Source organism: Streptomyces sp. NPDC058964, assembly GCF_042741275.1.
In the GTDB taxonomy this organism is placed as follows: Bacteria; Actinomycetota; Actinomycetes; order Streptomycetales; family Streptomycetaceae; genus Streptomyces.
This window is the reverse complement of sequence record NZ_JBHYKH010000055.1, coordinates 4,691-8,315: the sequence shown is the minus strand read 5'-3', so window position 1 is coordinate 8,315 and position 3,625 is coordinate 4,691. Positions and strand designations below refer to the sequence as shown.

Genomic DNA, 3,625 nt, shown 5'->3' with positions numbered 1-3,625 from the left:
CACCCACCCTCCGCGGCGCTGGTGTTTTATTCGCGGCTGCGCCCCGCGCCCGCGGGGCGGCTGCGCGCCGGGCCCCCCGCCCCCCCCCCGCGCAGGTGCGTGCTACGCGCCCGCGATGACCTCCGCCGCGGCCCGGCCGCACACCCGGGCGGCGCCGTGGGTGGCGATGTGGAGCGCGCCGCGGGGCGGGGCCTGGGGCACGCCCATCTCGATCACGATCGTGTCCGGGCGGGCCGCCAGCAGGGCGTCGAGGGCCGCGGTCATCCAGGGGTGCCGGTGCTCGTCGCGGACCACGGCCACGATGCGCCGGGTACCCGCCGCCGCCAGCGCCTGCTCCCCCGCCGTCTCCCCCGCGAAGCTCGCCGTCTCCGTGCCGGGCAGCAGTCGGCCCAGCTCCGCGGCGACTCCCCACGGGGTCTCGTCACCCACGGCGATGTTGGCGACGGGGGTGAAGGCGGCGACGTAGGGGGCCGAGGCTAGGGGCGTGAACGACTCGGCGTGCGTCACCCTGATCGCGCGGCGGGCGGCGACCAGACCGACGTCGGCGCGTACCCCGCCGCCGGTCTCGTCGGTGGGAGCCTCCGCCGTCCAGCGCGCCAGTGCCCGCACCCGCTCCGCGGCGTCCGCCAGGCGTTCCTCGGGGAGCTCTCCGGAGCGGACCGCCGTGACCAGGGCGTCCCGCAGACGCCGTACCGTCTCGTCGTCGGCCAGCCCGCCGCCCACGCAGATGGCGTCGGCACCGGCCGCGATGGCCAGGACACTGCCGCGTTCGATGCCGTAGGTGGCGGCGATGGCCTGCATCTCCATGCCGTCGGTGACGATCAGGCCGTCGTAGCCGAGTTCGCCGCGGAGCAGTTCGGTGAGCACCCGGTGGGACAGCGTCGCCGGGCGGTCCGGGTCCAGGGCCGGCACCAGGATGTGGGCGCTCATCACGGCTCGCGTGCCGGCCGCGATCGCGGCGCGGAAGGGGGCCAGCTCGCGGGAGGCGAGCAGCGTGGCGTCCGCGTCGATGCGGGGCAGCGCGTGGTGGGAGTCCACGGCCGTGTCGCCGTGGCCGGGGAAGTGCTTGGTGCAGGCGGCGACTCCGGCCGACTGGAGGCCCGTGACGTAGGCCGCCGTGTGCCGGGCGGCCAGGCCGGTGTCGGCACCGAAGGAGCGCACACCGATGACCGGGTTGGCGGGGTTGGAGTTCACGTCGGCGGAGGGGGCCCAGTTGAGGTTCACTCCGCAGGCCGCGAGGCGGCGGCCGAGTTCGTGGGCGACCTCCCTGGTCAGTTCGACGTCGTCGACCGCGCCCAGGGCGTGGTTGCCGGGAAAGGAGGAACCGGTCCGCACCTCCAGACGGGTCACGTCCCCGCCCTCCTCGTCGATGGCGACCAGGACGTCCTCCCGTTCGGCCCGCAGCTGGGCTGTCAGGGCGGCGAGCTGTTCGGACGAGACGATGTTGCGGCCGAACAGCCCAACAGACGCGAGGCCTTCGCCTAGACGGCGCAGCAGCCAGTCGGGCGCCGTGGTGCCGGTGAAGCCGGGCTGGAGGACGGTGAGGGCGTCGCGCGTCAGGCCGTCCCTGGAGTTGGACGCAGTGGTACCGCTGGCGAATGTCGTCACGAGTGGCGTTATCCCTTCACGGCGCCCGCGGTCAGGCCCGCGGCCATCTTGCGCTGGACGAGGAGGAAGAGGACCACGATCGGCAGGGCCATCATGGCGGCGCCGGCCATCATCGGGGCGTATTCGGTGCCGTGCTTGGTGGTGAAGTTGCCGAGCCACACGGTCGCGGTCTGGTGCTCCTGGCTGAGCAGCATCAGGGCGTACAGGTACTCGTTCCAGGCCTGGATGAAGGCGTAGACCGAGGTGGCGACCATGCCGGGGGCGAGGAGGGGGAAGACGACGCGGATGAAGGCGCCGGTGCGGGAGCAGCCGTCCACCATCGCGGCCTCCTCCAGCTCCCTCGGAATGTTGACGATGAAGCCGCGCAGCGTCCACACCGTGAAGGGGAGGATGAAGGTCAGGTAGGTGATGATCAGGCCGGAGAGCTTGTCGTACTGGTCCAGGTCGTTCAGCAGCAGGAAGACCGGGATGATCATGGCGACCAGCGGGATCATCTGCACCGCGAGGATGCCCACGATCACGATCTTGCGGCCGCGGAAGGCGAACCGGGAGATGGCGAGCGCTGCCAGCATGCCGACGACGATGCCGATCGCCACCACGGACAGGGACACGATCAGGCTGCGGCCGACCGGGCCCCAGAAGTCGGCGATGTCCAGTGCCCGGCGGAAGTTGTCGAGCGTGAGGCCCGTGGGCAGCAGGCTCGGGTCCGCGTCGATGGCGTCCTTCGCGGGCTTGAACGCCGTGTTGAGCATCCAGTACACGGGAAAGCCGGCGGTGGCGAAGACGAGGAGACCGAGGAGGTTCCAGCCGAGCCTCGGCCTCCGGCGCGCCTGGGGAGCGAGGGCACTCATTCGACCTCTCCGATCTTCAGCATCTGACGCATGTAGACGGCGACCACTCCGAGCAGCAGGACCACGGTGATCAGGGCGATCGCCGAGCCCTGCGCGTAGTCGTTGACCACGAAGGCGCGGTCGTAGGAGTAGGTGGTGAGGAGCTGGAACTCGGCCTCCGGGTGGCCGTTGCGCATCACGAAGACCTGCGGGAAGACGCCCATGTCCCAGATGACCGAAAGGGTCGTGAGCATCACGATGATCGGTTTGAGGATGGGCAGGGTGACGTACCGGAAGACGCCCCAGGCGCCCGCGCCGTCCAGCCGGGCCGCTTCCTCGAGTTCCTTGGGGACCTGGGTGAGGCCGGCGCTCAGGGTGATGACCACGAAGGGGACCGCGCCCCAGACCACCAGGAGCATGATCACGGACAGTCCCTCGGGACCGCTCGCGAACCAGTTGTGGCCGATCAGGTCGACGCCGGGCAACTTGCTCAGCAGGGCGTTGAGAATGCCGTAGTCGGCGTCGAAGAGCCACTTGAAGACCGTGGTGGCGACGATGACGGGCATGCCCCAGCTCGCCACCAGCGCGATGTTGACGAGGGTCTTCACCCAGCCGGAGACGCGCTGGAGCAGCAGGGCGATCAGCATGCCGAGGACCATGGTGAGGACGACCGCGCCGGCCGCGAACACCACCGTGCGCACGACGACCTGCCAGAACTCGCTGTCGCCGAGCACCTTGGAGAAGTTGGCGAACCCGACCGACTCGGCCGGCTTGAAGCCCCACAGCTGGGACTGGCCGAACTCCTGGAAGGACAGGGTGACCAGCCGGACCAGCGGATAGCCCATGACCAGGGCCAGGACCAGCAGGCACGGCGCGAGCAGCAGCCAGGGGGTGGCCGCCCCGCCCGACGTCCGCTTTCCGCGTGGCCGTTCCGGGACGCCCGGTGGCAGCGCCTGCCGCGGCGGCGGCACCTTGGCAGGGGTGGTCGTGTCTGCGGCACTCATCGCGCGCTCCTCAGCGGTCCCTCGGGTCGTACGAGAAGCGGGGGGGGGGGCCCCGGCGGGGGGCCCCCACGCGGGTTTTTTTCTTGGGGCGCCCGCGGGTGGTGTCCCACATGGCCCCCCCGCGGGCCCCCCCGCGCCCCCCCCCCACCACGGGGGGGGGGGCGATGGGGGCGCCGGGGTGTC

At 71.6% G+C, this 3,625-nt stretch carries 3 protein-coding genes; all 3 read right to left on the bottom strand.

What is annotated here, in order from left to right:
* Positions 1–102: 102 nt before the first annotated feature.
* Genes ACFW2E_RS10085 through ACFW2E_RS10075 form a run of 3 tightly spaced genes read right to left on the bottom strand, consistent with a single transcriptional unit; the run spans position 103 to position 3,442 of the window.
* Positions 103–1,608, bottom strand: coding sequence for a glycoside hydrolase family 3 protein (locus ACFW2E_RS10085; RefSeq protein ID WP_384464216.1), 1,506 nt, complete (start codon positions 1,606–1,608; stop codon positions 103–105).
* Positions 1,609–1,616: 8 nt separating this feature from the next.
* On the bottom strand, positions 1,617–2,459 hold the full coding sequence (locus tag ACFW2E_RS10080; protein WP_384464213.1) for a carbohydrate ABC transporter permease: 843 nt from the start codon (positions 2,457–2,459) through the stop codon (positions 1,617–1,619).
* Positions 2,456–3,442: a carbohydrate ABC transporter permease gene (locus ACFW2E_RS10075; protein WP_384464210.1), complete on the bottom strand. Its 987-nt coding sequence runs from the start codon at positions 3,440–3,442 to the stop codon at positions 2,456–2,458. Before ACFW2E_RS10075 ends, ACFW2E_RS10080 begins: the two co-directional genes overlap by 4 nt.
* Between the last annotated feature and the right edge of the window lie 183 nt (positions 3,443–3,625).